This window comes from Bradyrhizobium xenonodulans, assembly GCF_027594865.1.
In the GTDB taxonomy this organism is placed as follows: Bacteria; Pseudomonadota; Alphaproteobacteria; order Rhizobiales; family Xanthobacteraceae; genus Bradyrhizobium; species Bradyrhizobium xenonodulans.
On the sequence record NZ_CP089391.1, the window covers coordinates 2,869,311 to 2,895,900 of the forward strand.

The 26,590-nt window shown below is 64.8% G+C and carries 19 protein-coding genes; 6 read left to right on the top strand and 13 right to left on the bottom strand.

The window, feature by feature from the left end; translation table 11 throughout:
- Positions 1–2 precede the first annotated feature (2 nt).
- The 10 genes from I3J27_RS13245 to I3J27_RS13290 all read right to left on the bottom strand — a co-directional run bounded on the left by I3J27_RS13245 (position 3) and on the right by I3J27_RS13290 (position 10,901).
- On the bottom strand, positions 3–2,219 hold the full coding sequence (locus tag I3J27_RS13245; protein ID WP_270169818.1) for an ABC transporter permease: 2,217 nt from the start codon (positions 2,217–2,219) through the stop codon (positions 3–5).
- A complete protein-coding gene (locus I3J27_RS13250; protein ID WP_270169820.1) occupies positions 2,212–2,994 on the bottom strand; it encodes an ABC transporter ATP-binding protein in 783 nt (260 codons plus the stop codon). Before I3J27_RS13250 ends, I3J27_RS13245 begins: the two co-directional genes overlap by 8 nt.
- On the bottom strand, positions 2,987–4,075 hold the full coding sequence (locus I3J27_RS13255; protein ID WP_270169822.1) for a branched-chain amino acid ABC transporter permease: 1,089 nt from the start codon (positions 4,073–4,075) through the stop codon (positions 2,987–2,989). Before I3J27_RS13255 ends, I3J27_RS13250 begins: the two co-directional genes overlap by 8 nt.
- 1 nt (position 4,076) lies before the next feature.
- Positions 4,077–5,087, bottom strand: a complete 1,011-nt coding sequence (locus tag I3J27_RS13260) for a branched-chain amino acid ABC transporter permease (protein ID WP_270169824.1) — start codon at positions 5,085–5,087, stop codon at positions 4,077–4,079.
- A 191-nt stretch (positions 5,088–5,278) separates the two neighbouring features.
- Positions 5,279–6,106, bottom strand: a complete 828-nt coding sequence (locus tag I3J27_RS13265) for a helix-turn-helix transcriptional regulator (RefSeq protein ID WP_270169826.1) — start codon at positions 6,104–6,106, stop codon at positions 5,279–5,281.
- Positions 6,107–6,237: 131 nt separating this feature from the next.
- Entirely contained in the window at positions 6,238–7,488 is a 1,251-nt protein-coding gene (locus I3J27_RS13270) for an ABC transporter substrate-binding protein (RefSeq protein ID WP_270169828.1), read from the bottom strand.
- 282 nt (positions 7,489–7,770) lie between these two features.
- Positions 7,771–8,361: a HupE/UreJ family protein gene (locus I3J27_RS13275; RefSeq protein ID WP_270169830.1), complete on the bottom strand. Its 591-nt coding sequence runs from the start codon at positions 8,359–8,361 to the stop codon at positions 7,771–7,773.
- 23 nt (positions 8,362–8,384) lie between these two features.
- Positions 8,385–8,990, bottom strand: a complete 606-nt coding sequence (locus I3J27_RS13280; protein WP_270169832.1) for a HupE/UreJ family protein — start codon at positions 8,988–8,990, stop codon at positions 8,385–8,387.
- A 16-nt stretch (positions 8,991–9,006) separates the two neighbouring features.
- Positions 9,007–9,948 (bottom strand): HupE/UreJ family protein, encoded by a 942-nt coding sequence (locus I3J27_RS13285; RefSeq protein WP_370691974.1) that lies wholly within the window; start codon positions 9,946–9,948, stop codon positions 9,007–9,009.
- 47 nt (positions 9,949–9,995) lie between these two features.
- Positions 9,996–10,901: a peptidylprolyl isomerase gene (locus I3J27_RS13290; RefSeq protein WP_270169835.1), complete on the bottom strand. Its 906-nt coding sequence runs from the start codon at positions 10,899–10,901 to the stop codon at positions 9,996–9,998.
- Between the two features lie 308 nt (positions 10,902–11,209).
- Between I3J27_RS13290 and I3J27_RS13295 the strand changes: the two genes are divergently transcribed.
- From I3J27_RS13295 to I3J27_RS13305, 3 genes are all read left to right on the top strand, one after another.
- Entirely contained in the window at positions 11,210–13,222 is a 2,013-nt protein-coding gene (locus I3J27_RS13295; RefSeq protein WP_270169837.1) for a hypothetical protein, read from the top strand.
- A gap of 91 nt (positions 13,223–13,313) precedes the next feature.
- The gene (locus I3J27_RS13300; RefSeq protein ID WP_270169839.1) at positions 13,314–13,655 is read left to right on the top strand and encodes a hypothetical protein; all 342 of its coding nucleotides are present in this window, start codon (positions 13,314–13,316) and stop codon (positions 13,653–13,655) included.
- 112 nt (positions 13,656–13,767) lie between these two features.
- The gene (locus I3J27_RS13305; RefSeq protein WP_270169841.1) at positions 13,768–14,391 is read left to right on the top strand and encodes a putative 2OG-Fe(II) oxygenase; all 624 of its coding nucleotides are present in this window, start codon (positions 13,768–13,770) and stop codon (positions 14,389–14,391) included.
- Between the two features lie 10 nt (positions 14,392–14,401).
- Here I3J27_RS13305 and I3J27_RS13310 read toward each other — a convergent pair whose 3' ends face one another.
- Positions 14,402–17,038, bottom strand: a complete 2,637-nt coding sequence (locus tag I3J27_RS13310) for a spermidine synthase (RefSeq protein ID WP_270169842.1) — start codon at positions 17,036–17,038, stop codon at positions 14,402–14,404.
- Positions 17,039–17,144: 106 nt separating this feature from the next.
- A complete protein-coding gene (locus I3J27_RS13315; RefSeq protein ID WP_370691975.1) occupies positions 17,145–19,307 on the bottom strand; it encodes a TonB-dependent receptor in 2,163 nt (720 codons plus the stop codon).
- Positions 19,308–19,749: 442 nt separating this feature from the next.
- Here I3J27_RS13315 and I3J27_RS13320 point away from each other — a divergent pair, with 442 nt between their 5' ends.
- From I3J27_RS13320 to I3J27_RS13330, 3 genes are all read left to right on the top strand, one after another.
- Positions 19,750–20,367: a hypothetical protein gene (locus I3J27_RS13320; RefSeq protein WP_270169847.1), complete on the top strand. Its 618-nt coding sequence runs from the start codon at positions 19,750–19,752 to the stop codon at positions 20,365–20,367.
- A gap of 469 nt (positions 20,368–20,836) precedes the next feature.
- The gene (locus I3J27_RS13325) at positions 20,837–22,465 is read left to right on the top strand and encodes a DUF1521 domain-containing protein (protein ID WP_270169849.1); all 1,629 of its coding nucleotides are present in this window, start codon (positions 20,837–20,839) and stop codon (positions 22,463–22,465) included.
- Positions 22,466–22,539: 74 nt separating this feature from the next.
- On the top strand, positions 22,540–23,136 hold the full coding sequence (locus I3J27_RS13330) for a hypothetical protein (RefSeq protein ID WP_270169851.1): 597 nt from the start codon (positions 22,540–22,542) through the stop codon (positions 23,134–23,136).
- A gap of 79 nt (positions 23,137–23,215) precedes the next feature.
- Here I3J27_RS13330 and I3J27_RS13335 read toward each other — a convergent pair whose 3' ends face one another.
- Positions 23,216–26,551: a LysM peptidoglycan-binding domain-containing protein gene (locus I3J27_RS13335; protein WP_270169853.1), complete on the bottom strand. Its 3,336-nt coding sequence runs from the start codon at positions 26,549–26,551 to the stop codon at positions 23,216–23,218.
- Between the last annotated feature and the right edge of the window lie 39 nt (positions 26,552–26,590).

Below are 26,590 nucleotides of genomic sequence, written 5' to 3' on the forward strand. Positions count from 1 at the left end.
GGTCACCTCGCTAGTCTCCGGCGCGCCCCGGCGCGGCCGAACAGCGTTCGGAACGCGGTCACGATGGTCGAGGCGAACTCGGGATCGTTGATGTTCTGCTTGACGCGGATGAGCTGGCGGTTGCCGGTCTGCCGCACCGTGCGCTCCAGCGCGCGGAGCAGGGCGGTGTCGGCCTCCGGGTCCCAAAATGGCTGGCCGCGGGCATCGAGCGCGGAAACGCCGCCCTCGGGCAGGAAGAAGCGCACCGGCCCGTCCATCTGGTTGAGCCGCTCGCCGATCCAGCGGCCCATCCGCTCGTTCTCCTCCGCCGTGGTACGCATCAGCGTCACCTGCGGATTGTGGACGTGGAACTTGCGCCCGCGATAGCGCTCAGGGATCGTGTCGGGCGCGCCAAAATTGACCATGTCGAGCGCGCCGACCGAGCCGATATAGGGCACGCGGGTGCGGATGACCGCGCCAAAGCGGTCGTCCGTCGCCGGAAACACGCCGCCCATCAAGAGGTCGCAGATCTCGGTGGTGGTGAGATCGATCACGCCGGCAAGCTGGCCGGAATCGACCAGCTTTTCCATCGAGCGGCCGCCGACGCCGGTGGCATGGAACACGAGACATTCGAAGTCATCGCGCAGATCGGCTGCGATCTTCTGCACCGCCGGCGTCGTCACGCCGAACATGGTGATGCCGAGCGACGGCAGGGCGGCGCTGGACGAGCGTTCCCTGGCTTCGCGTTGGTCGAGCCGCGCCTTGACCATGCCTGCCATGGCGTTGGCGCCGTTCGACAGCACCGCGCGCGAGATCGAGTTCAGGCCCTGCACGTCGGTGACCGAATACATCATGGTGATGTCGGCCGGGCCGACATAGGGCGCGACGTCGCCGGAGGCGACCGACGAGATGATCAGCTTTGGCACGCCGACGGGGAGGGTGCGCATGGCAGGGGCGACCAGCGACGCCGCGCCCGAGCCGCCCGCCGAGATCACCCCGGCGATATTGCCCTGGCGCCGCATCCAATTGGAGAATGCATCCGCCATCGCCGTCACCGCGACCCCGCGATCGGAGCCGAACACGGCCGAGCCGCCGCGGCCGTGGTTCAGGGCGATCTCCTGTGCGGAGACATCGCATGTTGCGTGCTTGCCACCGGTGGAGACATCGACCAGACGCGTGCGGAGGCCGCTCTCGGCGATGATGTCGCGGATGAAGCGGAGCTCGGTGCCCTTGGTATCGAGTGTGCCGACGACCAGCACCACCGGCGCGCCGGACGTTTGCGCTGTCACCGGCTCACGCTTGCGCCGCGCGGTCTCGTCCAGGCGCGCAACTTGCGTCGACAGCGTGCGCGCTGCCGCTTCGATACGTCCGATCGGGACCGGCTGAGACCAGCGTGTCGGCGGCGAGGGGTTCGAAATGTAGATGCGGATCGGGCCGCTCGCGCGTGCGGGCTGTGGCGCCGGTTTCGCGTCGCCGCCGGCTGCGGGCGCATCGATGTCGGGCTCGAGCTCGGCATGAAGTCCGACTCCGAGCAGGCGCTGCTGAAGCTCGCGGTCGGCGGCGAGGCGCACGGAGTCGATGATGCGATTGATGCGGCCGTTGACCATGATCGCGACATTGCGTGAAATGGCGGTCGCGACGCCAATGTTCTGCTCGATCACAAGCACGGCCATGTCGCCGTCCTCGCCGAGCTGCAACAACATTTCTTCGACCTGCGCGACGATGACAGGCGCGAGCCCCTCGGTCGGCTCGTCCATGATCAGCAGGTGCGGATTGGTCAGCAGCGCGCGCGAGATCGCGAGCATCTGTTGCTCACCGCCGGAGAGCTGGCCGCCGCCATGGTCCTTGCGTTCGGCGAGGCGCGGAAAGGTGTCGTAGATGCGCTCGACGGTCCAGGCACCGGACCGCATCCCGCCGGCAAGTCGCAGATGCTCGTCGACGCTGAGCGAGCGCCAGAGCCGGCGGCCCTGCGGCACATAGCCGACGCCGAGGCGCGCGATGTGAGCGGGCGGCCGCCGCGTGATGTCCTCGCCGCGGACCCGGATCGAGCCGCCGCTGACCGGGACGAGGCCCATGATCGCCTTGCACAGCGTGGTCTTGCCCATGCCATTGCGGCCGACCACGGAGAACACACCGGCATCGAGCGAGAGGTCGACGCCCTGGAGCGCGTGCGAATGGCCGTAATAGACGTCGAGGCCCCGGACCTCGAGCGCTGCTGCGGTACGGCGGGCCTCATTCATGGCCGCCTCCGAGATATAGCTCCTGCACTTCGGGGTCGGACTGGATCTCTTCCGGCAGGCCTTCCTTGAAGATGCGGCCGTTGTGCATCATCGTCACGCTCTCGACGACACGTAGCGCGACATCCATGTCGTGCTCGATGATGATGTAGCCGATATGGGCCGGCAGCGAGGTCAGGATCTCGACCAGCTCGGCCCGCTCGGTCGGCGAGAGACCGGCGGCGGGCTCGTCGAACAGCACGAAGCGCGGCGCACCCGCGAGTGCCAGCGCGATCTCGAGCTGGCGCTGCTGGCCGTGCGCGAGCTCGGCGACGCGCTGGTCCTTCACGGCGCTCAGATGCACGGCCTGCACCAGACTGTCGGCGGCGTGCATCAGCGCGTCGTTCTGCCCGGAACGCAGGAACGAGAAACGTCCGCGCGAGACACCGCGGCAGGCGAGGTAGACATTGTCCTGCACGGTAAGGCCGGGAAACAATGCGGAGATCTGATAGGTCCGCCGCAGGCCACGCCGGATGCGCTCATAGGGCGGGAAATGCGTGACGTCCTCGCCGAAGAAGCGGATCGTGCCGGAGGAGGGCGGAAAGTCGCCGGTGATGCAGTTGAACAGCGTGGTCTTGCCGGCGCCGTTGGAGCCGAGCACGGCGCGCCGCTCGCCGGGACGCACGGTGATGGTGACGTCGGTCAGCGCCGCCAGCGCGCCGAACAGCCGCGTCACGCCGCGCAGTTCCAGCGCGGCGCCGGCACCGACGGCGGAAAGACGCCGCGCGACGCTATCCATGGCCGGACCCTCCGCCCGGACGGTCGGCTTGCCGACGTTGGCTCTGGCGCCAGCGCTGCCACAGGCCGATCACGCCGTCCGACGACCAGAACACGATGGCGAGAAAGCCAAGCCCGATGAGGAGACGAAAGCGGTTGCCGTCGAGCCCGATCTTGACCAGGAAGTCGAGCGCGAAGGTCCGCAGCAGGACGAACACCAGCGCGCCGATATAGGGGCCGACCGGACGGGTGATGCCCCCGACGACGGCGATGATGAGGACGTCGATGCACGCGCCGACGCTGACTGTGCCCGGCGAAATCTGGCGATAGTTCCAGACCTGGAGTACGCCGGCGAGGCCCGCGATGAAGGACGCGACCGCATAGGCGGCAACACGGTGCGCGTTGACGTTGAAACCGAGTGCGGCCATGCGGCGCGGGTTGTCGCGCACGCCCTGCAGCGCCAGGCCGAACGGCGCGCGCGAGATGTAGTCGACCGCGAAGTAGCAGAGCGCGGCGACTGCGAGCACGATGTAGTAGAAGGGGATGTCGGCGCGCCAGTTGACGCCCCAGAAATGCGGCGTCGCGACGTTGTTGATGCCGGTGTGGCCGTTGAAGATCGCCCAGTTCTGGTTGGTGAAGTAGTAGAACGCCGCGCCGATCGCGAGGGTGATCATGATGGTGTAGATACCCTCGGTGCGCACCGCGAGCGCGCCGCCGAGCGTGCCGAAGATGGTCGCAAGCGTCAGCGCCATCGGGACCGCCAGCCACCACGGCCAGCCCAGGCTGATATTGGCGTTGCCGCTGACACCGAACACCGCGACCATGTAAGCGCAAAAGCCGGCGATGGTGAGCTGCATCAGGCTGACCATGCCGCCATAGCCGGCCAGGAACATCAAGCTGAGCGCGATGGTGCCGAGGATCAGGGTCGTCGCAAAGATCTCGATCAGGAAGAAGCCGTTGGCGATCAGTGGCATGATCAGCAGGATGGCCGCCACGATCCAGGCTGCGGGATTGTTGACGTCCGGCCAGCCGCGCACGGCCGGGCGCTGCACCGCGGAAGTGGGCTTGTGAACCTGGATGCGGGCATCGTGGGTGACGGACATGTCAGCGCCTCGCCAGCAGGCCTTGCGGCCGAAGCGCCAGCACCAGCACCATGATCAGGAAGGTCACGACGATGGCGTAGGTCGGGATGTAGACCGAGCCGAGCTGCTCGGCGAGGCCGATGATCAGCGCGCCGAGCGCAGCGCCCGGGATCGAGCCCATGCCGCCGACGATCACGACCACGAGGGAGGCGAGCAGGAAGCGGATGTCCTCGCCGGGGGAGAGGGACTGGAAGGTTCCGCCGACGACGCCTGCGATGCCGGCAAGGCCCGCGCCGAGCGCGAAGACGAGCACGAAGACGATCTGGATGCGTACGCCGGTTGCGGCGAGGATGTCGCGGTCGTCGACGCCGGCGCGGATGATCATGCCGATCCGGGTGCGGTTGAGTGCGAGCCACATCGCGATGCCGATGATGACGGACGCCAGGAAGATCACGAGCCGCACCAGCGGATAGCGCAGATACACCGGCTCCCCTGAGGATTTCACGGCGGTGATCAGCGGCAGCTCGATCGGGCCGATCAGCCAGCTCGGCGTCTGGATCTGGTAGAAGTCGCCGCCGCAGGCCCACAGCATCAGATCGGCGAACACGATCGAGAGCCCGATCGTCACCATGGTCTGGCGCAAATCCTGGCCTTCCATGCGGCGGAAGACGAGGAGCTGGAGCAGGACGCCGACCAGCGCGGTCAAGATGAAAGCGACGATGAACGAGAGGATCCAGGACCCGGTCGAGGCGCTGATGGCATAGCCGACATAGCCGCCGAACAGATAGAGCGAGCCGTGCGCGAGATTGACGTTGCGCATCAGGCCGAAGATCAGCGTGAAGCCGCTGGCGACGAGGAAATAGAGGCCGCCGAGCGTGATGCCGTTGAAGAGCGCGTTGAGGAATACCCGCTTGCGGCCGATGGCCTCTTCGAGACCGGGTGGCCACACCGCGAAGATCAGCCATAGCGCCACCGCGATCGCGATGATGACGATCAGAGCCCAGGCGGGATGGCGCTCGACAAAGCGGGTCATGGCTTCACCTCGTCCCGCTTGCGGGGCGAGGTCGCACGCAGACCGTTGCCGGCCGCAAGCCCTGTCATGCAAGCCCTGCCATGAACGTACGCTCCCTATCGCGCGCGATCCTCTTGGCGGGACCGCGTTCCGCGCATCCTAATCGGGCTGACGGGGGCGCATTTGATCGTGAGTATCTTTTCGCACGCCGGTCAGGCGCGCAAAACCTTGGCCGCGCGGCGATAATCGGTCGGCGCCATGCCGACATTGGCGGCGAAGAAGCGGGTGAAACCGCTCTGCGAGGAGAAGCCGAGATCGAAGCCGATATCGGCGATGGGCGCCTCGCTCGCCACCAGGGCCTCCAGCGCCTGCTCCATCATCAGCGTGTTGAGATAGAGGTGCGGCGTGACGCCGGTCTGGGTACGGAACAGCCGGTAGAAATGCGGCCGCGACAGTCCGGATTCGCGCGCGATGGTGTCGAGCTCGATCTCGGCGCCGGGGCTCTCCGACATCATCTTGATGCACTTGCGTACGCGAAAATCGGTGACCGAGCCGTTGGCGCGCGGATCGCGCGCAGTCGCCGCCTGCTGCCAGCTTTCGTCGTAGCAGATGTCGATCAGCCGTCTCAGCTCGCCATCGAGGCTGTTGAGCGAGGGTGCGCCGCACACCAGGGCGGCCGCGTGCCTGATCTGCCTGTCCAGCGCGGCCGACCGCGTGAGCTGGGTTCGGCCGAAGCGCAGGCGGTCGGCGCCGGGCGCATCGGGCGCGAACCACTCCGCATTGACATAGAGCACGAAGAAGACGGCGCCGCCGTCGAGATCGGACGGCAGGAAATTGTGCGGCTCCCATGGATTGACCGCGACCACGGAGCCTTCAGTGAGCTCGTAATGACCATCGCTGACATCGATGCATGCGGAGCGTCCCCCGACATGGAAGATCAGATGACCTTCGCGATGTGCGTGGATGTTGAAGGGGCGGTTCAACTGATAGACCGTCGCCCGGCCAAAGCGGCCGTGGAAGACGGCGAGCGCCCGGCTCATGCCTTCCCTCCCAGAAGCTCTTGTCATTTTTTGGTAACGTCGAACAACCGGGGAGAGAATGCAAGGGCGCTCGTGTCGCGCTCTTTGCAAATCTCTCCCCGGTCAGTCACGGCGTCGCTGACGCGACTACGTCAGTACTTCTTACATTCCGGTACTGTACGGCTTGGCAAACCGATCTTGGCGAACACCGCGGGGTCGTAGCCCAGCGTCTGGTTGACGTTCGGGATCACCTTCACGACCTTGGAGAACAGTGCACCCTTGCCGTCGTCGACGACCTCGGTGACGAAGTTGGTGCCGATCGCCTGGCGGTTGGAGTCGAGCTTGATCTTGCCGTTGGGAGCGTCGAGCTCGATCTTGGCGAGGGCTTCCTTGTACTTGGTCTGGTTGTTGGAGAGGTCGCCGTTGACCTGACGCAGCGCCAGGATCAGCGCCATGGTCGCGCCGTAATAGTTGGTGGCGAGCAGCGACGGGCTCGGGAAGCGCTTGTTCGGCGGGAAGGCGTCCTGATAGTCCTTCACGAACTTCTGCCAGCCCGGATCCTCCCAGGTGTCGGCCTGGCCGCTCGCGGCCAGCGTGCCGACCAGTGCGTTCTTGGCGTTGCCTTTGGACGACAGGATGGTCTGGTCGATCATGATCGAGCCGCCCATCAGATGCGCTTTGCCGCCGGCCTGCTGGTACTGGTTGAGGAAGTTGACGGCGTCGGCGCCGCCGAGGCCGAGATAGATCGCATCGACATCGTCGGGCAGGGCGGCGATGACCGAGGCGAAGTCCTTGGTGCCGAGCGGCACCCATTGGCGGTTTGTGACCTGTCCGCCCGCGCCGCAGAATTCGAGCACGAGGCCGAACACCTGAGTGTAGATGAAGGAATAGTCCTCGCCGACGGTCGCGATCTTGCGATACTTCTTTTCCTCATACGCGTATTTGCCGAGGCCCACCTGCCACTGCGCGCCGTCCATGTTGTAGCGGAAGAAGTTCGGAGCCGGATCGACATAGGTCGTTTCCTGGGCACCCGAAGCGGCATTGACGAAGGTCAGCTCCGGATGGGTCTTGGCAAAGTTCTTGACCGCGATGCCTTCGTCGCCCGACAGCGGCGACAGCAGGATCTGCACCTTGTCCTGCTCGATCAGCTTTCGTACGGCGCGGACGGCGGAGTCCGGCGTCGCGTCGGTCGAGGCGATGACGAATTCGAGCTCCTTGTCGCCGACCTTCTTGCCGAGCACGTTGAGTGCGGTCTGGAAGCCGCGGATGCCGTCCTCGCCGAGCACGGTGTAGGTGCCTTCGAGCGTCGCCGTGACGCCGACCTTGATCTTCTCCTGTGCGAAGGCGGTGCCCGACAACAACAGGCTGCTCAACGCGATCAGTCCTAGACTGCCTTTCAACATTGCTCTCCTCCCTGGGGCGTTCTTGTCGCTGTTTTTCACCGCACTCTCGCCCCTCCGCCGCCCGGTGCGGCGTTTTGGCAAGGTCAACGGTTCTTCGACGGTTTCTTGGGATGGAGGCTAGCCGAACTCGGATGCAGCGCACGCGCCGGAGCCACGCGCGGCTTAACGGGCAGTCTCATTTTGAATGGTGCGTCGCAAATCGTTCCGCGGTGCAATAGACGTCGGCGCGCGGGAAATCTCGCGCGCCGCTATCGTTGTTGTCCAGGAAGACGCGACCTCAATTCAGGAAGCGAGAACAAGGCTCGCCATCATCAGGCCGATCGCCGCGATCCAGCCTCCGAGTGCACGAACGGCGATGGCTCGCCAGGATGCCGGGCCGTCCGAACGTGCTTGCTTGAAGAGGACGGTCAGCGCCATCGTCAGCGTGATGACGCCGTAGCCCGCGCAAGCCAATCCTGCTGCAAACAGCACCCGGTCGGTTTCAGGCAAGAGGTCGGCGCCGTTCGCAGCGCCCCGTATCACGGCCACGGCGAAGGCAATGGCGCACAGCAGGAGTGTGGGAACTTGCGCGGCTGCCGCAAGCAGCATGCCGATTGCCAGCATCATTGCCGCGTCAGCGAACTGTGTGGAAGCCGCGCCGAAGACGTGTCCAAGCGGCAATCCAACCAGCAGTCCAAGCGGAAACACCGGGATAAGCCAGCGCCCTTTGGAAGCTCCAAGCGTACCAGCCAGCATGCCGGTCGCAGTCCAGAGAAGGACATCCGCAAGATCGGTGAAGGGATGCGACGCACCCATGTAGAAATCGCCGAGGCGGGCCGCGACGATATGCGCTTCGGCCGCGTTCGCGCCGGCCAGCAGCATCGCGGCGGCCATCAAGGCTCGTGCGGACTTCAGCTTCATGCGAGGGCTCCGACGCCCTGTGCGAGGAAATAGCAGCCAATTCCCGCGATGCCGGCCCCAAGTCCCTGAATGACGCGCTCGCCGGCGGGCCAGCGCGTCAATGTGCCGATCATGATGCCGCACAGATGCAAGAGGCCGGTGGCGGTGACAAAGCCGACGCCATAGGCCAGCGCATTCGCCGCGCGTGGAAGCTCGGCCCCGTGTGCGTGCCCGTGAAAGATCGCGAAGACCGCAACGACGAGCGCGGCGGCGGCAAAGGGCAGTCGCAGTCGGGCAGCGACTGCCACCCCCAGGATCACGGCCGAAACGGCGATCATCACCTCCGGCATCGGGAGCGGGACATGCAGCACACCCAGCACCCCGCCGATCGCCATGACGAGCGGGAACGTGATCGGCAGGACCCAGATTGCGGGAGCGCCGAGCTGCGCGCCCCAGATTCCGACAGCCACCATTGCGATCAGATGGTCGATGCCCGTGATCGGATGCAGCAGGCCGCTGACGAGGCCGCCGGCCACGCCAGCTTGCTCGTGCGCGAGAGCCGGCTGCGTCAGTGCGAACGAAACGATCGCAGTCGTGAGGGCTCGGGAGATGCGTAGGGACATTGTGTGCGACTCTCGCTCAGATCACGGCGAATACGCGCGCCAGACGGCCGAAGAACCAGAACATCGACACCGACCCGATGAGGTAGGCCGGGAGGGCCTCGCTCCAGCGCGGCACAACGGCATCGAGCCGTCGGTGCGCCCAGATCAATGCGAGCACGAGCAGCACGAAGGCGAGCTGCCCGATCTCCACGCCGACGTTGAAGAACAGCAACGCTGCGGGAAGGAGTCGGCGTTCGAGCCCAAGTCCCGCCAGCGCACTCGCGAAGCCGATGCCATGCACCAGGCCGAAGGCAAACGCCACGATCCAGGGATAGCGGGCGGTGATCCCGATCTCGCCGCGCTGCTGCTTGACGATCTCCACCCCGACGAACGCGATGCTCAAGGCGATGCAGGCGTTGAGCGGGCGTTCCGGCACGCCGATCAGGCCGAATGCCGCCGTGGCAAGCGAGGCGCTGTGGCCGATCGTGAAGGCGGTGATCGTTTTCACCAGACGCCAGCCGCCGCCGACGATCCAGATCAGGCCGAGCACGAACAACAGGTGATCGGCTCCGAGCAGAATGTGATCGATGCCGTAATTCACGTAAGTCTTGGCCAGCTCGATCCACGCGTCGAGCGTCGGGGCGCCCGTGCCGAGGATGGAGACGACGGGATTGGCCGTCGAGATCGTGTAGCTGCGCGGCTCGCCCTCGATCGGAATGACCTTGATCAGGACGACCGACATGTTGGAGCCGAGATTGGAAATGGTGATCGAGCCAACCAGCCCCTTCTCGCCGCAGTTCATCTCGGGCAGGCGGAGAAAGCAGTGGGGCGGCACCCGCAGATCGACCCGCGATGCGCCGATCGACGGCTCGATGCTCCAGCGGCCGACGAATGCGCCGGGCCGAACCTCGCGGAATTCGAGCACGCCCATCGCGGCCTCGTGCGCGCTGAGCGCCGAGGGCCGCATGAGCACGGCCATCGCGAGGGTCAAGGCCAGCAGCGCGAAGCGCAGAGATTGAATCGCCGTCACGGCTCGTACCGCACCTGATAGGACGCCTTGAGCCGCTTGACGGCCTCCCAGGCCAACTTGCGGGTCTCCTCCGTATGCCAGATCCTGGCGGCCTCATCCCGAACCTTGTCGAGGTTGGCAAGATTCCCCGGACGCCGGGAGTCCAGCCGGGCGATGTGCCAGCCGTCCTTGGATTGCAGCAGCCTCCATTCCCCTTCCGGCATCGCCAGCAGCTGATCGCGGAAACCTTCGCCGAAGGCGGCGGCAAGACTGTCGACCGGCCGGGCGAGGATGGCGCGCGTGAGATGTTGCAGTTCCTCGGATTCGCGCTGCTGGACGATGTCGTCGAGCTGGCGCTGTGCCGTCGCCTGTTCCGTAGGTGGGGTGATGTAGAAGGAGACGCGCTCCGGCTCGTCGAAGCGGGCGTGATTTTCGGCAAACCATGCCTGCAGCTGCTCGTCCGTGGGACGCGGGACGCGGATCTGGTCGAAGATCAGCAATTGCATCTTGTAGGCAATCCGGTCGCGGATCGTCTCGTCGCCGCGGTCCACGGCAAGCGTCTTGCCTTCGCGGTAGAGGATCTCGCTCGCGACCCAACTGTCGATCATCTTCTGGAGCTGGTCGCCGGAAGGGGTGCGCTCCTTGTCCTCGTCGAAATTGTCGATGAACGACTGGCGCATCGCCTTGGTGACGGTGATGACCTTTTCGTCCTTGGCGGGCGGATGCAGCACGGCGTCGATGCCGAAGATGAGCGCTCCCAGCAAGGCAAAGTGCAGCAGGGGATCGCGTGAGAGCCGCACGAGCACAGAGACGAAGGAACGCGACGGCCTCGTCTCGCCGCGGGCGACGTCATTCGGATCCGGACCTTCGGTACGCGATATCGGAAAGGACTGTACTTCAATTGGTGTGGCTTGCATTGACATCTAAGTGTCACAAATCCCCGCGGCACGCATGGCTACGCGCTTTATGCGATAGCGCCGTTCGTCTGTCATCTGCAAACACTCGCGCCATGAAAAAATCGCGGGAGGAAAAATCGCGGGAGGACAGTGCGGCGCCGGCTGATCGGATCGCGCGCCGATCATCACACAAAACCTTCATGAAGTTGTATCGGAACTCTGGTCTCTATCGTGGCCGTAGAGATTCCGTTCGGCGCGATGGGGATTGGGCGATCGATGCCCGCCGCGGCGGTTCATGAGTTTGCGAAGATAAGATCCAGAAACAGGGGCGATAGATGTTTTCGACCACCAAGACCATCCTGTTGACCGCAGCTTCGGCATCGTTGGCGTTGACTCAGAGCGCGACGGCCGAGGAGTTCGGTCGCGGCGAGCGCCGGGGCAATCCCTATGTCGCCGGTGACATGCACAATCACAACACCTGCACGGACGGTTCTGTGGCCGCCGGTTACACCATCGACCGCGCGGTCGGGCGCGGCACCGCGTCCGCGGGCGGCAACAATTTCGACCTCGACTGGTTCACGCTCGGCAACCACGGCGGTTCCGGCAATCGCGACTGCCGTTTCAGCGACACCAGCGCCAATATTCCGGGACAGACCACGACGACCTGGAGCCAGACGCTCGGCCAGACCATCGACGGGATCACCATCAGCAGCCTGAAGGGCACCCCGAACGGCTCCGGCACCGGCGCGCAGATGTGGCGCTGGCAGTCGATCCGCGAGGTCGAGTATCCGACCATCGTCGATCGTTCGGCGAAGTATGACAAGGTGCTGATCGAGGGTCTCGAGTGGATCGCGCCCGGCCATGAACACGTCGACGTTGCCGTCATCACCGGGCAGCACCCGATGCACCCGAGGAAGGGGCCCGGTAACGCTGACAAGATGGCGGAATTCGAATACCGCTTCGACCGCGCCGATACTGACGCGATCGGCCCCGTCATCGACACCGGCGGCAATCAGCTCTGGCCGGGCAAGGACAACGTCAACAACACGGGCACGGCGGGCCACCAGAAGGCGCTTACGGGCGTCAAGTGGCTGCAGGCGAACTATCCGCTGCAATCCTACATCATCCCGACGCACACCGAACGCCAGGGGCCGTTCAACGCGACCGCCAACAAGGGCTACAACATCGAGCACTTCCGCGACTTCAACAACGCGGGCCCGACGGTTGCGTTCGGCATCGAGGCGCCCGGCCACTTCGCCGAAGGCGGAGCCAATGGCGGCTCCGGCTCGTACACCGCCAACGCGGTCGGCGGCGGCACCTACGGCATGAGCGGCATCTACACCGCGAAAGTCGGCGGCCTGTGGGACGGACTGCTGGGCGAAGGCCGCAACTTCTTCATGTATGTGAGCTCCGACTGGCACAGCCGAGGTGCGGGCGGTGCGCGCGACTCCTTCACGACCGCCGATTTCATTCCCGGCGAATACACCAAGCTGTACGTTCCGAATGCGGGTCGCTTCTCGTCGCAGCACGTCGTCGACGGCATGCGTTCGGGCAATTCCTACTCGGTCAACGCCGACCTGATCGGTCCGGATATGGTGTTCCGCGCCAAGACGCGCGGCGACGAGTGGAAGACCATGGGCGAGACCCTGGTCGTGAGGCCCGGCGAAAAGATCACGGTCGAGATGGAGTTGACGGTCCCGAGGGAAAACAACAGCCCCTATAGCTTCAACAACCCGCTGTTGTTGCCGGTGGGAATCAAGCAGCCGCTGAACAAGCCGACGCTCGACCACGTCGATCTGATCACGGGCCAGATCACCGGCGTCGTTGCGCCTGATGCGGCCAATTACGCGGTGGCGAATGCCGCGGGCACGGCCGGTGCGGCGATCGTGTACAATCCGTCGGCGACCATTGCCCGGCAGATCTCCGCGGAGCAGATGCACCGCGAGCATCGGGGCGACCGCGACGGCGTGCGGCTGCGGTTCACGACGACGTTTACCGCGGGTACCAAGCCGTTTTACATCCGTGCGCGCGGAACCAACATTCCGAATGGCACTCCGAACGTCTCCGATACCGCTGGAAATCCGCTGCTCGACGCGAACAACGCGCAGGTCAGCTGCACCGATCCGGCGTGCCCGGCGCATCTGGAGACCGTGAATGGCGCCAAGAAGGTGACCCACGACGTTCAGGCCTATTCGAACGTCTGGTTCTACGCCAACCCGATCTTCATCCGGCCGCAAGGTTCTCCGAAGCTTCTGGTCGAGACCAATGCCGAGCTGGCGCGCAAGCTCGGACAGCAGGCCGACAACGACCACCACGATCACGACGATCATCATCACGGCCACCACTGACGTGATGTGATTCCATCCGGCGGGGCGCAACGATCGGTGCGTCCCGCCGCACTTGTTTCGAAGCGGGCTGGCTCTGCCCGGCGCGACCGACATGCATCTGTTTCGTATCACCTTCTGCGCACTGGGCCTCCTCGCTGGCCTCGGCTGCGCCGTGGCCACACCCGGTGCTGCCGTGCCCGCCTCGGACGAGCCGACCCGGGAAGATTGCAACGCCGCGGTTGCGGAGGCTCGCGCCTTGGCGTCCGCTTTGCCGGCTGATCATCTCTCGCGCTACTTCGCCGAGCGGCACTTGCATCAGGCCCTGGTGGAAGCCGGTAACGGCGAGTTCGACGAATGCCTCGACATGGCGGCGCGTGCCTCCGACGAGGTGCGCGAGCGGCGCCACGAGCTGCGGCCGGGCGAACGGCTGAAAGTGCTCGGGGTCGACGAGTAGCAGGATCGCAGAATTTGGCAGATCCTGCACGCTGTCATCGCAGCGTCATCTTTGCCCGCGCATTGTCGGCTCCGCTCCAGGAATGGGTTCAAGAACAGGTAGATGTCGCGACATGGATCAGATCGAGCCGCTTTTCCCGATTCCTCTCCTGCGCTCGCCTGGGCTGCTCCCGCCATCGCTGAACGAAGCGGCCGTGGCCGCGATCCGCAGCACCCGGATCGAAGGTAATCTGCGCTCGGGCCAGCTCTTCCACACCGAGGTCGCCGACCCCCGCGACAACGAGCTGTTTCGGCAGATCGCCGAGCTTGCCGTCCCGAAGCTGGTCGATTTCGGCGTCCTGCTGTTCGGCGAAGAGCTGCGCTGGACCGTCAAGGAGATGTGGACCAACATGCTCGAGACCGGCGGAAACCAGACGCTGCATTCCCACGCCAACAGCTTCGTCTCCGGCATCTTGTATCTGACGCCCTCGCATCCGGCCTGCAAGACGGTCTTCGTGCGGCCGCCCGGCGGTTCCGACTTCTCCTTCCGGCACCACACAAGAAGCGCCGCCATCGGACCCTTTAATGCGGGCAAGTACGTCCTGCCGGAGGCCGAGCCAGGTGATCTCGTGCTTTTTCCAAGCTATCTCTACCACGAGGTGCCGAGAAACCAGGGCGGTCAGAGAATTACCATCGCCTTCAACGCCATTCCCGATCATCTCGACTGCTGGGGCTATCGCGTCAACTTCGCGCCTTGAGAGAGGCCGATCACTCGTTTCTCAGGCCGAATTCACGAAGCAGCAAATCCCTTGCCTCGCCACGCGACGGCGCCGCCTGATTGATCTTGCGGAGCAGGCGCGCGGCCGCCGCGCGGTCCGAACCGATCAGGGATCGCGCCATCCCCATCAGCGGCCCGTAAGCCGGATCGAATTCCGCGCTCAGGCGAAGTGCGTCGATGAGGCCCGGTGACGCCGCTTCGATCAGGGCAGTTCCGCGCGGATCGCCCGGCAGAGAGGCTCCAGCTTCGAGAAAGCGGTTGCGCGCGGCCCAATAGGCGTCGAGGCGCGCGCCCAGCGCGTCGTGCTCGGCTCCGCGCGCGAGGAGTTCGTTCGAATCCGGTTGAATATCTTTCGTGACGGCAAGCAGCAGCGACCAGGGTGCTGCCGTGAGTGCACGGACATTTCGCCGCGCATCGAAGGTCACGAACGGATAATCATCCGTGTTGCGCGGACCTTCGCCGGCGAATGCGGAGAGAGCGTGCGGGCCCCCGAGATATTGGCCGAGGAGATCGATCGGCGCCTCGAACCCGAGCGGGCGTACAACGGACCCGATGGCGGGATCGCGAAGCCGCGCAGCGAGCGCCTCGGTATCCAAATGGCCGCCATCGCGCGTTCCGATGAGCGCCAGCATCGGTGTACGGATGCTGTAGTGATTGAGCCAGGCCGAGCCGTCGGGATAGACGTCGAGAAAGCCGCGGACGATGGCGCGCAGGGACGGCAGATCGAGCTGGTACAGCGGCAGCCATTGGCAGAAGATGCCGCCGGGCGCCAGCCTGCGTTTCACTGCTCCGAAATGCTCGACGGTGTAAAGCGCACCGCTGCCGTCGAGCGCGGGATGAAACAGGTCGGCGATGATCACGTCATGCTGGCTCGTATCTGCAGCAACGTAGCGACGGGCATCCGCCACGGTCACCCGCGGCGCCGATGCCGGCGGCGGATTGACGAACCAGGGCAGAAGTTCCACCACTTCCCGGGAGAGTTCGACGCCGCGCACGCTGACATGAGGCATCTGCGAGCCGCCGACCACGGTGGCGCCCGTGCCGATGCCCAGAAACAAAGCCTGGTGCGGAGCCGTGTGAAGCAACAGCGGGAGCATCGCCTGCCGGTAGTCGGATCGAACCGAGCTCGTCCCGCCCATGCGGAAGTGCCCGTTGACCTCGAGGTAGCGCGTACCTGCGGCGTCATCGACGACGCTGGCCGTCGCCATCGGCCCTTCACGGACCGCAAGCAGCGCTCCGCCCGGCGGCACGCGCGTCAACGATGGCGCAGGATTGAGCCACAGCACGAGCGCGGAAATCGCCGGAGCAGCAGACCACGGCAGTGCCGATCGGCCGGGCGGCAGCAGCAGCAGATAGCCCAGCGCAACGGCAAGCAGCGCCGTCCATGCACCAAGAGCCGGAATCAGGAATTGCGCCGCCACCAGCGGCGCGACGCAGGCGCCAAGACTGTTGACGCCGACGGCGGATCCGACCGAGCCGCGCTGATCGCTCACCCGTTGTGCCAGCAGGCCGAACAGTGCGCCCATCGCGGTCGCCGGTACCAGGAACAGCGCGACCGCCACGGCCAGCTCACCGAATATCTCCGCAGACGCCACGGTCTCGACCAGGCGACGGGCATAGGGCACAAGCACCGCGGTTGCGATGCAGGCGAATGATGTTGCGGCGAGCAGCCCGCGGAGATTTCCATCCTGCGCATCTCGCCCGCTCCGCTGCCAGAGCAGGCCCCCCACCGCGGTGCCGAGCAGATAGGCGGCCAACAGTCCAGCGAACGTATAGACGGTGTCCTCCATCACCTGCGCGGCGAGCCGGACCACGATGACCTCGAAGGAGAGTCCCAGCAGTCCCGTGGCAAACAAGGTGATCGTGAGCCGCAGGTCGCGAATCCGTTCCGGCCGCCGTTCCTCGGCCGCGGCCTTGCCCGCCGCCGATCCGAGCACGAGCGCACCGAGGGCACAGAACGCGTTGACACCGGCGAGGCAGAGCAGCGTTCCCGAAAATCCGAGCGCCGGGATCAGGAGGAATGTGGAGGCGAGCGTGCCGGCCAGAGCCCCGGCGGTATTCGCTCCGTACACGCCTGCCGTGACGCGGGCCTCGCCGCGCGCGTCACGCATCATCCGTTCCAGCGCGGCCAGGGTTCCGCCCATGGCCATCGCTGCAGGCAGCAGCACGAGTGTTGGCAGCGCCAGGCTGCCGGCCCAGAGCAGGGCTGGAGACGGTTCGGTGCCGAGCAGAGGGGACAGGGCGCGACCGGCCGAGGGCAGCAGCCAGACGCTGATCAAGCCCCAGACGGCAATGACCGCTTCAAGCGTCGCATAGACGCGCCAAGGCGATCTCGAGCGGCGGATCGGCCGATCGAGCGCGAACGCGCCCAGGGCCAGACCGCCGAAGAACCCGGCAATGACCCCAAGGACCGCCATCATTTCGGTGCCCAGCGCAAGGCTCAACTGGCGCGTCCAAACGATCTCGTAGCCGAGGCCCGCAAATCCAGACGCCGTCACGATCGGGAGGAGGAGGGCCTGGGCGCGGCTTGCGCCCTGACGGGTGTGCGCCGATGTGACCTGATCCTGCACCGCGCGCGCGAACCGGCCCGCCGAAGCGATCGCGGTGCTGTTCGGCTCAGATTGCATTCGCCTCACTCCTCGAACTCTCGGGCGATCAGAGCATCCGCTCTATGTCAGATTTTTTCAGTATTTATGACAGCCGATCAGAGCCGGCCGTTTTCGCCCGGTGCGGTCAGAACCTCGCCGCCACCGTCAGCCGTACCGCGAGGGGCTCGGCCGGGTGGACGTGGCGATCGGCGACGCCGTCGATGGGTTCTCCCGGCAATCGCGACAGATAGTAATATTCGATCTGGTTGGTCTGGGCGTTGAAGAGGTTGAGCACGTCGAGTTGCAGCCGCAGGCCGTTGTCGAACTTGTAGCCGGCGCGCGCATTGAAGATCAGCGAGGACCGCGAGCGGACGCTGTCGTCTTCGACGAGAGGACGCGGACCGAAATAGCGCGCCTTCAGCGCGCCGAACCAACCAGTGTCGCCACCAAGGGTGACCGCGCTGCTTGCGACCCACGCCGGTGCGCCGGGGATGCGGGCCCCGGCGGGATCGAAATCGGTGAAGCGCGCCTGGGTACGGGCCACGTCGAGATCGACCGTCATCCAGGGCAGTGGCTTGTACTGGTTCGTCCACTCCACGCCAACGCGGCGGCTCGGACGGCTCGGCTCCGTGGTGCCGGCGTCGCCGACGAACAGCAGCTCGGAGTCGAAGTCCAGCACGAAGATCGCGAGCGAGCTGGTCAGGCCCTCGATCACCCTGGTGCGGATGCCGAGTTCGGCGCCGCGAGAGCGCACGAGCAGCGGCACGCGCTCGAGCGGCGTCACCCTGTCGTTGGGATCCACGGCGATCGTCGCGCCGCGGATATCGTTGCTGTGCAGGCCGTAGCCAGCATTGCCGTAGAACTCGGTCTTGTACCAGGGGCCGAGCACGAGTCCGACCTTGGGGCTCGTCATCGACGCCTGCGCGTTGCCCGAATTCTGCGCTGTATCGCTGAAGACGTGGCCGGCGAAGACATCTTCGCGGATTCCGACCGTGGTGTGCAGCCAGTTGTTCCAGTGCGTGGTCGTATCGGTCCAGAAGCCGACATTGCCCTCCTGCACGCGATCATCGCGGATGGTCGAAAGCCATGCGCGCTGCTCCGTCTTGAACAGGCCGACATGGATGTCGTCGTAGCGGCTCTGCAAGCCGACGCGGGTTTGCCCTTCGAGGCCGCCAAAGCGCCAATCGAAACTATGCCGCGCATCGACGCCGCCGAAACTGCGGCGGTCGAGCTGGCTGAACTGGTCGCCGTTGAGGGGATTGTCGAGGAAGTAGGTGAAATCGTTGAAGAGCCGGAGGTCGGAGCGCACGACATAGGCGCTGATATTGGTCTGTCCGTAGTCGCCCGACTGTGCCCAATTGCCGGACAGGCTGAAGCGGCTGGACGTGCCGCCATCGGTCGGATTGAGCGTGCCGAGGCGGTTGATCAGGCCCTGGTCGATCGTGCGTTGTGGGACCTGGTCGGTCGAATTCCAGCCATTGGAGTAGGCCATCGCCGTCAGCGTCAGGCCGTCGGTCGCGGTGCCCTGGCTGTAGCGCATGACGCCGTTCAGCTTGCGGACATCGTCCGCCACATCCCATGGTCCATCATATTTGACCGCCTCGACCGCCGCCAGCAGCGTGCCGCTGCCGACCGGGTTCGATCCCGCCGCCAGCGCCCGGCGATAGCCGAAGCTGCCAAAGGTCATTTCCGCGATGTTGTTCGGCAGCTTGTTGACGTAACCGATCGCCACGGCGCCGGCGGACGCGAAGTCGCCCTGGTCGGCGAAATACGGCCCCTTCCGCACATCGACGGACTGGATCAGCTCGGGGATCAGGAAATTGATGTCGGCGTAGCCTTGCCCATGCCCATGCGTCGGCATGTTGACGGGCATGCCGTCGACGCTGATCGCGAGATCGGTGCCGTGATCGAGATTGAAGCCGCGCAGGAAATACTGATTGGCTTTGCCCTCGCCGGAGTGCTGGGTGACGATCAGGCCCGGCACCACTTCCAGCGCTTCGCCCGGCCGCGAGAACGGGACCGCGTTCACTTCCGCGCCGCTGATGCTGACTGCGCTGGCGGCGGGCGGCTGCAACGCGGACGACGGGGCGGCCGCCGCACCGCTGCCCTCGGCCGGGCCGTCCGAGCGCGTGGCGGTCTGGTTGCGCAGATCACGGTTTTTCGGTCTTGTGCGGGGGAGCCGTTTGGGCGGCTGATCGTCTTGCGCCGCAACGGTCACCGGCGGAAGCTCGGTTGGCGCGGCCGAGCCGCGCTCGTGGGCCGCGACCGGAAGCGTACACAGGGCGGATGATGCGGCGGCGGAAAACATCCGCAACAAGGCCCTACGCACTGACACGCCTCCGCACGGCAACCGATATAGTTCAGCAATGTCCCGCTATAGATGGTGAGTATGACGATCTAGCAACAACGTCATACTGGTGCCCGGCGGTCGTGGCAAGCCGCCGAATTCCGGCATCGCAATCAGCGTGACACATCGAGCGGGTCGGGGGTGCCAATTTGTCTGCGGTTCTGCTGCAAACGAAACAGGCAGTGGAAACATCGGAAAGATGACCGCCGCTTCGCACAGGTGTCACATGGAAAACCGATAAGCCTTGCTCCCCTTCGGAGACCTGTACCTGACAAGTCCAGCTTGTCCGGTGTATGCAGATCGCCAGCTTTCCTTGAGCGAAAATCTTGCGCGTTGCCATCCAGTGACGAGGAACATGCGAGGACGTCAGGCGAGACGGTGGATATCGGTGCGGCTCGCGCCCATGTTGGCTCCTTTGCTCGGTGTTTCCGCCTCCACCTCGGCGCTGCCGGTGGATTTTTCGGATGTCGACGTGCCAGGCTTCGTCGGGCTGGAGTCCAGCCGCCCGCTCCTGGAGCCTCCTGCGACGCGGGCACCGGCAGTCAATCCTGCGGCGGTGTCGCCGACCGCCATCAAGCGGGAGGCGATGCGCGGCAATCCGCTCTGGGCGATCCCGCTCGCAACACTGTCGGAGACGGACGAACGACCGATCTTCTCGGCCTCGCGGCGGCCGCCGCTGCCGGTGGCTGAGCCGTCTGTGTCGAAACCGCCGCCAATGTCGCCGAGCCCGCCGCCGGTCGAGCTGCGGCTTGTGCTGGTCGGAACGGTTATCGGCGGGGATCAGAGTATCGGGATATTCGTTGACGAGACCAGCAAGGCCACGTTGCGTCTGAAGCTCGACGGAGACTATCAGGGCTGGAAGCTTCTCTCGGTGCATCACCGCGAAGTGACGATGGCGCACGGTGAGCTGACCGAGACGCTGACATTGACAAAACCAGGCGAGAGCACGTCCGCAATCAGGCCCGCGGTCGCTGAAAGCGCGGTGAGGCGAGGAAGCTCGCACACGGCCCAGTACGACTGAGCGAGTCGATGCCACGATCTATGAAAGTTTGTCCAGCTTGAGCTGGTCATTCACGATCTATCGAGGTGTTTGACCATTTCCGCCAAAGACGGACTCGCAAGCCTTACCTTGCCGCACGCGTGGTCGACGATCGGCCAATCAAATCATTCAAGAGTTCTTGGCTCGCGGACGCGCATGTTCCTTCCGCACAATCGTCAGTTTTCTGAAAGCTAGCCTCGATAGGCTTTCCGTGAATTCGACGGTCGCGACGTGTTCGTCGAATCGCGGAGGAACAACGGTGGGAGCACTTCGCTCGCCGCCCAGGTCCGTTGTTGCCCTCTCAAACAACGATACCGCAGCGCTCACCAAGACGGGGTGAGCGGGTGGGTTTTGATGGGTCTCGGCGCGCGAGCAAGTGCCGGGGCCTCGGTTGATCGTGCGGGCCGGCTTTGCCTGGTCTCGCTTCCTTAGGCAACAGGAGTGAATGGAAATGACGTCTCTCTCGCTGGTAGGCGGTTTCAATTTGGCGGTGAACGGCTTATTGCCGCAGGGCGCGGCGGATGGCGCCGTCTTCAACATGCTGTTCGGGCAGCTCGGCGGTGGCGGCGGCTCGTTCGTGAATGAGGTGCGCTCGGCGCGAACGTCCACTGAAAAAAGCGCCTTGATCAATGCGTATGCGCAAGGCTTTGCCGCAGCGAGCGGGGAGGGGGGCGCCTCGTCATCCGAGGTTCCGCCGCAATCCTACCAGGCCAATCGGGGCAACGTACTTTCGGTGAATATCTCGGCAAACATCGCGGGCTCCTCGCAAGGTGCCAGCATGCCCGAAGTCATGCAGGGATTCGGCTCGCTCGCGAACCTCGTCGATCAGTCGCAACTGCCCGAGCCCGTCCAGCGCCAGACGCTCGACGGCATCGCAGGCCTGATGGCGCAGCTTCAGGGACTGTTCCACTCGCAGCAGCCGACGCCGCCCAATTTGGGGACGCCCCCTTCGATCCTGCCCGCTCCGGTCAACCAGAGCTCTACCTCTGCCGATCCGGTGTGGACGCACGAGACGGGTGACGGCAAGGCGACGATCCGCCTCGGCGACAAGTACACGATCACTGCCGACGAGAAGGACGCCAGCTGGACCGTCCGCAACAACGAGACCGGTCATGTCACCAAGGTCCACGGAGATCCGCACGTTGACGACGATGGCGACGGCAAGAACGACTTCGATTTCAAGAAGGACATGACGTTCCAGCTTGAGGACGGCACAAAGATCACCGTGAATACGGTGCCCTTCGGCAATGGGCAGACCCTGTCATCGAAGCTCACGATCACCAACGGCAACAACGCCATCACCGTCGAAGGCCTCGGCGCCGACAAGGATGGTGCCAATAACCTGAAGGTGACGCAGTCGAATGCCGGCGCGACGCTCGATCAGCTGACCTCGGATGGCGCGCAGACGATCTATGAGCGTGGTCAGGACTGGACCAATGGCTCGGGTCAAACGGTAAACCAGGCGCTGATCAACGCCGGCGAGGCCGGCCAGCAGAACGGCGCTTCGTCGTCTCAGAACCCGGGATTGTCGTTCAACATTCCGACCTACATCTTGCCGGCTGCTCCCGTGACGACCGATCCCTGGTCGCACGAATCCAAGGATGGCAAGGCAACGATCCGGCTCGGCGACAAGTACACGGTCACCGTCGACGAGAAAGACGCCAGCTGGACCGTGCGCAACAACCAGACTGGTCATGTCACCCAAATCAGCGGTGACCCCCATGTCGATGACGACAATAACGGCAAGAACGACTTCGACTTCAAGAAGGACATGACCTTCCAGCTCGAGGATGGCACCAAGATTACCGTGAACACGGTGCCCTACGGCAATGGCCAGACCCTGTCATCGAAGCTCACCATCACCAATGGCAGCAATGCCATCACCGTCGAAGGTCTTGGTGCCGACAAGGATGGTGCCAATAACCTGAAGGTGACGCAGTCCAATGCCGGTGCGACGCTTGATCAACTGGCCTCGGATGGCGCCGACACCATCTATGAGCGCGGCCAGGATTGGGTCGACCGCTCCGGCGCGCAGGTCAATCAGGCGATGATTGACGCGGCGGAGCAGGCTTTCGCCTGATTGCCGTCCGAGCTGCACTGATCGAAAGCGGGCGTCTTGGCGCCCGCTTTCTTGTCGTGTCAGGAGACCAACAGATGATGACCCGGCTTTTGCCCGTTGCCTTTCTCGCGATCGTCGTGTCGACGTGTTCTGCGGTCCCGGCGTTGATCGCAGCCGAGGTCGTGCGGGACGAGGCGACGGGGCTCACGGTCACACCGCCGGATGGCTATGCCGTGCAGCGCGAGGAGCCGCCCGCGGTCCACGCCGCCGTCCGTTTCGCAATCCGAAAGCCTCTCGATCCGCCATCGACAGGCTGCACGGTCGAGGCGCAACTCCTGCCCGCGATCGATAGCGCGGATAGGGGGCTGGCGCGAACATTGTCCGCGCGGTCGCAACAGGGAAAGACCTCCTGGCGTGACAAGGCACTGCTGCAAATCATGTCGTCCGTCCTGGTGCAGGCGAGCCGGCCCTTTTCCCAAGATGGTATCGAGGCATTGCAGGTTGATGGATGGCCGCGCGAGGCAACGGACGCATCCGGATCGAAGGTGGATCGAACGATGCAGGTGCGGATCGTCGTGCTGAAGCTCGACAATGGCTACGTGAACGTGACCTGCCGTGCGGGAACGGCGGCGTTCCCGGCCAGGCGCGCCGAGTTCGAGCAAGTGGTCCGCGGTGTGAAGACGTCCCGCTGATCCCGAAGAAAATCCCTGACCGGCCGTAAAGGGGGCTGGTCAGGGATCGATGACTCCTTGGCGCTTGACGAGTGAGCGACTAGCCGAGCACCGGCTGTCCGAACAAGGCGCGTGCATAGTCGCGTAGCGCCGTCAGGCTGTGCGCATTTGGATCCTCGTTCAGATATGCGCCGCCGGCACCAACACCGTAGCCGCCCCGGTAGCGCGTATCCTGGGGATCATAGAGGTAGTGTCCGCTCGAATGCGCGCCGGGCGCCCAGACGGTACGATCGTTCGCAGCGGTGAGCGGGTAGTTGCCCTTGTCGTCTGGCTCGACCGTCCAGGCCTCGTGAATGAGGTCGTGGACCTTGTCCGGGTCCTGCTTGTTCAGGCGTTGCATCAGCTCTTCGGGGCTGATCCCGAATTGTCGGGCTGCGGCGGCAAGAGCGGGGCCGGCGCTGCGGCCGTCGTTGTTGTCGTAATCGGCCAGGGCCGAGGCGACTTTCGGATCGTACCCGGCGGATTCGAGGAACTCGCGGCTCGGCCCTTCGAAGCGCGCCTTGTCCTTGGCATCGTTGTAGAGATAGAGACCGACGGCCGATGCCAGCACCACGCCAGCTCCAACCGGACCGCCAAACGTGGCAAGCCAGCTGTCGCTCGCCGCGACCGATCCGGCTGCCGCGAGAAAACCGCCGCCGGCGCTGGTGCCATAGAGCAACGCCGCCGGCATGTCGCCTTTCGACGCTGCGTCGACCGCATAGCCCGCATCGATAAGGCCGCCGCCGATCTTGAAGAAGGTGCTGAACCGGACCCAGCCGGGCTCGGACAGCAATCCGGTGCGGTTGGCTTTCTCGAGCAGCGTGCCGGAGAGTTGCTGCGCGCCGGGAATGCGGTCGAGACCGAGCCAACCGCGTTGCGCCATCACGGCAAGCCCTTCGGCCGACTCCTTCACGGTGCCCATGGCGTAGTAGACCGCCTTGGTCTTATCCAGCATGGTGGTGCCGCCCTTGGCGAGCTTCTCGTAGGACAGGTAGGTCTGATAGCCGCTAAAGGCGGCACCAAGGCCGTTCATGCCGCCGCCGAACAGCGACATCTTCTTCGGATCGACCGCGACGCTCTGGCCCGTGAAGAGATCTGTTACCTTGCGTGCTGCTCCCGTGTTGCTGGCACCGATGGCGCCGAGCGCGGAAGGCTGGCCCTGCATGGCGGCGTTGCCGAGCTCCTTGACGAAGTTGCGCGAACCGCCGATCGAGGAGTTTGGATTGGCCTTGGCGCCGGCCGGCACCTCGTTGGCCAGGACCTGCCGCAGGACCTCGTCACTGGCCTTGTCGCTTATGCCGACGGCGAACTGCGCTTCCTTGCTTTCGCCAAGGTCCTTCTTCGCGTCGGCGAGTTGCGCGGTCTGGCTCAACCCCTGAAGCTGCGGCAGCGCCGCATCGATGGCGAGATTGGTGCGTGCGACCGCATAGCCGTCGCCATCGAGCGCGTTATAGCTCTGATCGAATTTCGGAAGAACGCCGGGATTGCGGTTGAGATAGTCGATGGTCGCGGCGTCGAGCTTGTCCTTCGACATCACGCCCGACCAGTCGGCCCGGAGGCGGGTGATATCACCGGATGCTTCGCTGAATGTCTTGACGTCGTCCTCTACGCGACCCTTCAAGCCCTGTGCGCCGACCGAAATGGCGCTGACCAGGCTGTCCGCCTCCGAGGTGCGGCCCGACGCCTTGAGCTGGGTTGTGGTCGCGAGCTGAAGCGAAGCGCCCTTGCCGTCGAGCACGCTCTGCATCACGGCCTGTTGGTAAGGTTGCAGCGGATAGGATGGACTATCCTGGAACTGCGGCTGGAATTTCTGGCTCGGAAGGTGCCGGATCATCGTCGCAGCGACGTCGTCCACGACTTTCTGGCCATTGGTGCCTCGAGCGGCCATGTCGGTAGCCGCCGCGAGATCGCCATAGACCGCGTTGTAGTCCTTGTACGAGATCGGCCCGTCGCCGTTGCGCATGCTCTTGTCGAGGTCGGCCGCAATCGCGTCGATGGTCGGCATGCTGGCCGCGACGATCTGCTTGGCCGTCTCGGGCGAGACGCTCGAGGTCTGGGCATTGAGGGCGTCGGCCGCCGCTTTCGCGCCATCCTTCTTGTAGGCCGCCTGGACGGCATCGACGCCGGGCTTCACGGTCTTGTTGTAGGCCGCCTCGTCGACGAGCGAGGAGAAGCCTTCCTCCTGCGGTCCGTTGCTCTGGATCAGGGCGGCGCGGGCGGCGATCGCGAGCTCGCGCTTGTCCTTCGGGACCTTGCCGGCCACGTCGTCGAGCTGGCGCTCGATCTCCTGGCGCACGGCGTTCTGTGCGGTGGTCAGGTTTTGCTGAAGCTGCGGAGCGTTCGCGGTGCCGGTCTTCTTCGCTTCGTCGACCGCGGACTGGGCCTTCCGGACATCGTCGTACTTGTCGACGACGACGCCCAGCGTGTCGCGCGTCCAGCCCTGATCGTGCCATTCGCCGGTGACCGTCTTGTAGGCGTCGTCCACCTGGGAGCCAATCTTGGGATCCTTGGCAAAGTGCTGCTTGATTTCGTCGAGTTGCGTCTTCACGCGCTCTTCGGGATAGGCCTGTCCATTGCCGAGATCGCGAAGACGGTTCTCGATCGCGCCGCGAACGTCCTTCCAGGCTGCGTCAGCCCCTGGACCGCTCGCCTTGTTGGCCTTGTCCACCAGCCCTTGGAAATGCGACAGGCTGATGCCCTGCTTGTCCCAATCGGATTTGACGGTCGCCTGAGCACGATCGACGGCGCTCTGGTAGCCCTGATCTTTCGGCAGCCGCCCGCGAATTTCCCCGACTGCAGCGTTGGCGGCGTCGTCCGGAAAGAACGAGGTCTTGCCGGCGTCGCGAAGATCGGTCTCGATCGTCTTCTGTACGTCGTCCCAACGATGTCCGACCTCGGCGCGTGCATCAGCGAGTTGCGAGGCGGCCACTGCGCGCGACTGGTCGGTTCCCTTTGGATCATGCGCGAGGTGCTCCAGCGATGCGACCGAATCTTCCGCCTTGTGGGCGGCATCCACCTGTTGTTCGGCGGTGACGACGCGCTGATCGGCATTCGGCACCGTGACGTGATCGCCGGGATGGATGAGGTCGGGATTCTTGCGGTCCTTGTTGGCGTTGAGGACGTCCGCGTAAGACGTTCTGTAGTGCTTCGCAATTCTCGCCAGCGACTCTCCGGGCTCAACCTTGTGATCGATCGTGGTCCGGGGCGTATTGTCCGCAGGCTTGGTGTCGGACGCCGGCGTCGCGGAACCGGGCTGGTTGTCCTGCTCGCGCTTGGCCGCCGCGAGAGCCGTATCAAAATCCTGCTTTTGGCTTGGCTTCGGTTGTGCGACCGGCGTATCGGCCTGTTCAGCACGGGTCTTGCGGGGGGCGGCGTCTGCGGCTGCGGCAACGGCCATGATCGTTCCTCTCTTCATGGTCGGTGCGGCACACATTCC

Excerpts from the sequence above, each read along its gene's own strand:
- I3J27_RS13280 (WP_270169832.1), bottom strand. The coding sequence starts at position 8,990 with ATGTCCCTACGCATCTCCCGAGCCCTCACGACTGCGATCGTTTCGTTC.
- I3J27_RS13275 (WP_270169830.1), bottom strand. The coding sequence starts at position 8,361 with ATGGCCGCCGCGATGCTGCTGGCCGGCGCGAACGCGGCCGAAGCGCAT.
- I3J27_RS13330 (WP_270169851.1), top strand. The coding sequence starts at position 22,540 with ATGATGACCCGGCTTTTGCCCGTTGCCTTTCTCGCGATCGTCGTGTCG.
- I3J27_RS13295 (WP_270169837.1), top strand. The coding sequence starts at position 11,210 with ATGTTTTCGACCACCAAGACCATCCTGTTGACCGCAGCTTCGGCATCG.
- I3J27_RS13315 (WP_370691975.1), bottom strand. The coding sequence starts at position 19,307 with ATGTTTTCCGCCGCCGCATCATCCGCCCTGTGTACGCTTCCGGTCGCG.
- I3J27_RS13285 (WP_370691974.1), bottom strand. The coding sequence starts at position 9,948 with ATGGCCGTGCTCATGCGGCCCTCGGCGCTCAGCGCGCACGAGGCCGCG.
- I3J27_RS13260 (WP_270169824.1), bottom strand. The coding sequence starts at position 5,087 with ATGACCCGCTTTGTCGAGCGCCATCCCGCCTGGGCTCTGATCGTCATC.
- I3J27_RS13245 (WP_270169818.1), bottom strand. The coding sequence starts at position 2,219 with ATGAATGAGGCCCGCCGTACCGCAGCAGCGCTCGAGGTCCGGGGCCTC.
- I3J27_RS13290 (WP_270169835.1), bottom strand. The coding sequence starts at position 10,901 with ATGTCAATGCAAGCCACACCAATTGAAGTACAGTCCTTTCCGATATCG.
- I3J27_RS13310 (WP_270169842.1), bottom strand. The coding sequence starts at position 17,038 with ATGCAATCTGAGCCGAACAGCACCGCGATCGCTTCGGCGGGCCGGTTC.
- I3J27_RS13300 (WP_270169839.1), top strand. The coding sequence starts at position 13,314 with ATGCATCTGTTTCGTATCACCTTCTGCGCACTGGGCCTCCTCGCTGGC.
- I3J27_RS13305 (WP_270169841.1), top strand. The coding sequence starts at position 13,768 with ATGGATCAGATCGAGCCGCTTTTCCCGATTCCTCTCCTGCGCTCGCCT.
- I3J27_RS13320 (WP_270169847.1), top strand. The coding sequence starts at position 19,750 with ATGTTGGCTCCTTTGCTCGGTGTTTCCGCCTCCACCTCGGCGCTGCCG.
- I3J27_RS13270 (WP_270169828.1), bottom strand. The coding sequence starts at position 7,488 with ATGTTGAAAGGCAGTCTAGGACTGATCGCGTTGAGCAGCCTGTTGTTG.
- I3J27_RS13335 (WP_270169853.1), bottom strand. The coding sequence starts at position 26,551 with ATGGCCGTTGCCGCAGCCGCAGACGCCGCCCCCCGCAAGACCCGTGCT.
- I3J27_RS13265 (WP_270169826.1), bottom strand. The coding sequence starts at position 6,106 with ATGAGCCGGGCGCTCGCCGTCTTCCACGGCCGCTTTGGCCGGGCGACG.
- I3J27_RS13255 (WP_270169822.1), bottom strand. The coding sequence starts at position 4,075 with ATGTCCGTCACCCACGATGCCCGCATCCAGGTTCACAAGCCCACTTCC.
- I3J27_RS13250 (WP_270169820.1), bottom strand. The coding sequence starts at position 2,994 with ATGGATAGCGTCGCGCGGCGTCTTTCCGCCGTCGGTGCCGGCGCCGCG.
- I3J27_RS13325 (WP_270169849.1), top strand. The coding sequence starts at position 20,837 with ATGACGTCTCTCTCGCTGGTAGGCGGTTTCAATTTGGCGGTGAACGGC.